The organism is Streptomyces sp. NPDC001858 (assembly GCF_053594615.1).
The window spans coordinates 1-4098 of the sequence record NZ_JBSFEV010000099.1; the positions used below are offsets into that span (position 1 = coordinate 1).

Here is a 4098-nt window from a genome sequence, read left to right on the forward strand (position 1 = left end):
CCGAACGACGCAAACTGCAACACCCCCCCCCCCGGACCCACCCCCATCAACGGCCCGAACACCGACACCAAATTCGCCAACCCCCCATGCGTCACCCCCACACCCTTCGGCACCCCCGACGACCCCGACGTATACATCACATACGCCAACCCCGCCCCACCCACCACCACCGGCAACTCAACCACCGACTCCTCACCCACCGGCCACCCACCATCCAGCCACACCACCGACACACCCCCCAACACATCAACCAGACCACCAGCCTCATCCCCCAACCCCTCCCCACGCGCCAACACCAGACCGACCCCCGCATCGGCCAACATGAACCCCACCCGCTCCGCCGGCAGCCGCGGATCCACCGGCAGATACGCCGCACCCGCCTTCCACACCGCCAACACCGCAACCACCATCTCCACCCCACGCGGCAGACACAACCCCACCACCGACTCCACACCCACACCCCGACCCACCAGACACCGAGCCAACCCATCCGCACACACATCCAACTCCGCAAACGTCAACTCCACCCCACCACCCACCACCGCCACCGCATCCGGCACCAACGCCACCTGCCGAGCAAACAACTCCACCACCGTCACACCCACACCACCCACACCACCCACACCCGTGTCATTCCACCCCACCAACACCTCATCCCGCTGCCCAGCATCAAGCAGCTCGATCGCGTGCAGCCGCACCTGCGCGGCCGCGGTCACCGTCTCCAGCACCCGCGCGAACCAACCGGCGATACGCTCCGCCGTCGACGCGTCGAACAGATCCGCCGCCACGGTCACCGCGCCACGCAGGCCCGCCGGGCGCCCCTGGGCATCGAACCTCTCCGTCGCGGTGACGTCGAGATCGAACTTCGCAGCGTTGCTCGCCCAGGCCGACAAAGACCCGCTTCCGGTGGACACCTGGGGAAGGCTCAGCGTGTCGCCCTCGACGCTCTGCACGCTCAACATCACCTGGAACAGCGGATGCCTCGCCAGCGACCGGGCCGGTGACAGCTCCTCCACGAGCCGCTCGAACGGCACGTCCTGGTGCTCCAACGCGTCCAGGCACGCCTGCTGGACCCGCCCCAACACCTCGGTGAACGTCGGGTCTCCCGAAAGATCGGTGCGGATCACCAAGGTGTTGACGAAGAACCCGATCAGATCGTCCATCGCGGGATCGGTGCGCCCCGCCACCGGGAAGCCGATCGGAATGTCCGTGCCTGCACCCAGCCTCGACAGCAACACCGCCAGTGCCGACTGCAGCACCATGAACGTGGTCGCGCCCTCGGCCTGGGCCAGCTCCACAATCCGCTGATGCACCTCGGCCGGCACGCGTAACGGCACAGTATGCCCACGATGGCTCGCCACCATGGGTCGCCGCCGATCGACGGGCAGTGTCAGTTCATCCGGTGCTCCCGTCAGTGTCTGACGCCAGTAAGCCAGCTGAGTCGACAGCAGACTGTCGGGGTCCGACTCCTCCCCCAACAACTCCCGCTGCCACAGCGCATAGTCGGCGTACTGCACCGGCAACGCTTCCCACCCCGGCGCCTCACCCCGCAGTCGCGCCTCGTACGCGACCGACACATCCCGTCGCAACCGGGCGGTCGACCAACCATCGCTGGCGATGTGGTGGGTCACCAGCACCAGGACACACGTATCCGCTTCGCCCGGCTCACCGGCTCCGGGCTCGGCCACGCCGGTCCGAAACAGGGACGCCCGGATCGGCACCTCGACCGCGAGGTCGAACGCGTACTGGGTCGCCTCCGACACCGCGTGCGCCAGTTCCGCCGGGCTCACCTGGCGCACCTGCAACCGCCAGTCCACGTCAGACATGTCCAAGATTCGCTGGTACGGCTCACCGTCCACGGCGGGGAACACCGTCCGCAGCGACTCATGCCGCCCCATGACATCCCGCAACGCCGCTTCCAACGCGGGAGTGTCCACCTCACCACTCAGTCGCACCATCGTCGGAAGGTTGTACACCGGGCTCGCACCTTCCAGCTGCCCCAAGAACCACAAACGACGTTGCGCAAATGACAGCGGTATCACTGATTCCCCCTACGCATTGGCCGCAACGCGGGTCGCTTCGACTTCTGTCGCCCCAGGTTCTTCGCGAGCTCCGCCGGGGTTGGCGCCTTGAACAGCACTCGCAGCGACAACTCCAGACCCAGCTCCGTCCGCACCCGCGACACCAATCGCATCGCGAGCAGTGAGTGCCCGCCCAGCCGGAAGAAGTCGTCATCCACCCCGACCATGTCGAGTCCCAGGACCTGCGCGAACGCCTCGCACAGGGTGGCCTCGGTCTCATTGGCCGGCCCGCGACGCGCGCCCGCGTCCGCACCCGCGGCATAGTCCGGTGCCGGCAACGCCCGACGGTCCAGCTTGCCGTTCACCGTCAACGGCAGCTCGTCCAGGACGACCACCGCGGCCGGGACCATGTACTCCGGCAGCCCATGTCCGGCCAGCTCCCGCACCCGCTCCGCCAGGCCGCCAGCACTCGCAGCCGCATCGGTCGGCACCACATAACCGACCAGACGCCGGTCCCCGGGCATGTCTTCGCGGACGACGACGACGGCCTGGCCGACCTGCGGGTGACTGCGGACAACCGCCTCGATCTCGCCGGGCTCGATCCGGAACCCCCGCACCTTCACCTGCTCATCCACCCGCCCCACGAACACCAACTGCCCATCAGCCAACCACCGCACCAAATCCCCCGTCCGATACATCCGCTCACCCACCCCGAACGGACACGCCACGAACCGCTCCCCCGTCAGCCCCCCACGGCCCGCATACCCACGCGCCACCCCAGCACCCGCCACATACAACTCACCCACCGCCCCCACCGGCACCGGCCCCAGACCCCCGTCCAGCACGAACACCCGCGTATTCGCGATCGGCCCGCCGATCGGCACCACACCGCCCCGCTGCCCCGGATCCACCCGACAGGCAACCGCATCCACCGCACACTCCGTCGGACCATAAACATTCCACACCGACACCGCACCCCCCCGATCCACCCCGCCACCCGTGCCGTCCCGCCCCCGCAACCGCTCCCACAACCCCTGACACAACTCCGCGGACAACACCTCACCACCACACAACAACAACCGCAGCGCATCACAATCACCCCACCCCGCCTCCTCCACCAACACCTCCAACAACGCAGGCACCACCTGCAACACCGTCACCCGCTCCTCAGCCACACACCGCACCAGCACACCCGCATCCCTCTCCGCATCCCCCGGCGCCAACACCAACCCCGCACCACTGCCCAACGCACCGAACACCTCCCACGCCGCCGCATCAAAACCCAACGACGTCCGCTGCAACACCCGATCACCACCACCCAACCCCCACACACCCACCGACCACCCCACCAGATTCGCCACCCCACCATGAGTGACCACCACCCCCTTCGGCACCCCCGAAGTCCCCGACGTATACACCACATACGCCGCACCATCCCCACGCAACACACCACCCCGCTCACCATCACCCACACCAGCCCCCGACAACCCACCCACCACAGCCACCGTCCCCGGATCATCCACCACCACACACTCCACACCACCCCCCAACACACCACACGCCTCACCACCAGCCCGCGTCGTCACCACCAACACAGCACCCACATCACGCACAACAAACTCCACCCGCCCCCGCGGCAACCCAGGATCAACAGGCACATACACCCCACCCGCCTTCCACACCGCCAACATCGCCACCACCGCATCCACCGAACGAGACAACACCAACGCCACCACCCGCTCCGGCCCCACACCCCGCCCGATCAAACACCGCGCCAACCGATTCGCCCGCACATCCAACTCCCGATACGACACCTCCACCCCCTCCGCAACCACCGCCACCGCATCCGGAGTCCGCACCACCCACCCCTCAAACACCCCCAAAAACACCCCACCCACCAACCCCACACCCGTCTCATTCCACTCACACAACACCCGCTCCAACGCCCCCGAACCAAGAACACCCACCCCCTGCAACCCACCATCCACACCCCCACCCAAACCATCACCCAACACCCCCACCAAACCCCCCAACGCAGTACACAACAACCCCCCCACCTCAAACGGATCAACAGAGT

The 4098-nt window shown here is 67.3% G+C and carries 2 protein-coding genes; both read right to left on the reverse strand.

Annotation, left to right across the window (positions count from 1 at the left end; genetic code table 11):
* Positions 1–2042, reverse strand: a 2042-nt coding sequence (locus tag ACWCPF_RS45220; protein ID WP_451050995.1) for a condensation domain-containing protein, incomplete at its 3' end; no start/stop codon positions are given.
* Positions 2039–4098, reverse strand: a 2060-nt coding sequence (locus ACWCPF_RS45225) for a non-ribosomal peptide synthetase (RefSeq protein ID WP_451050996.1), incomplete at its 5' end; no start/stop codon positions are given. The genes ACWCPF_RS45225 and ACWCPF_RS45220, both read right to left, overlap by 4 nt.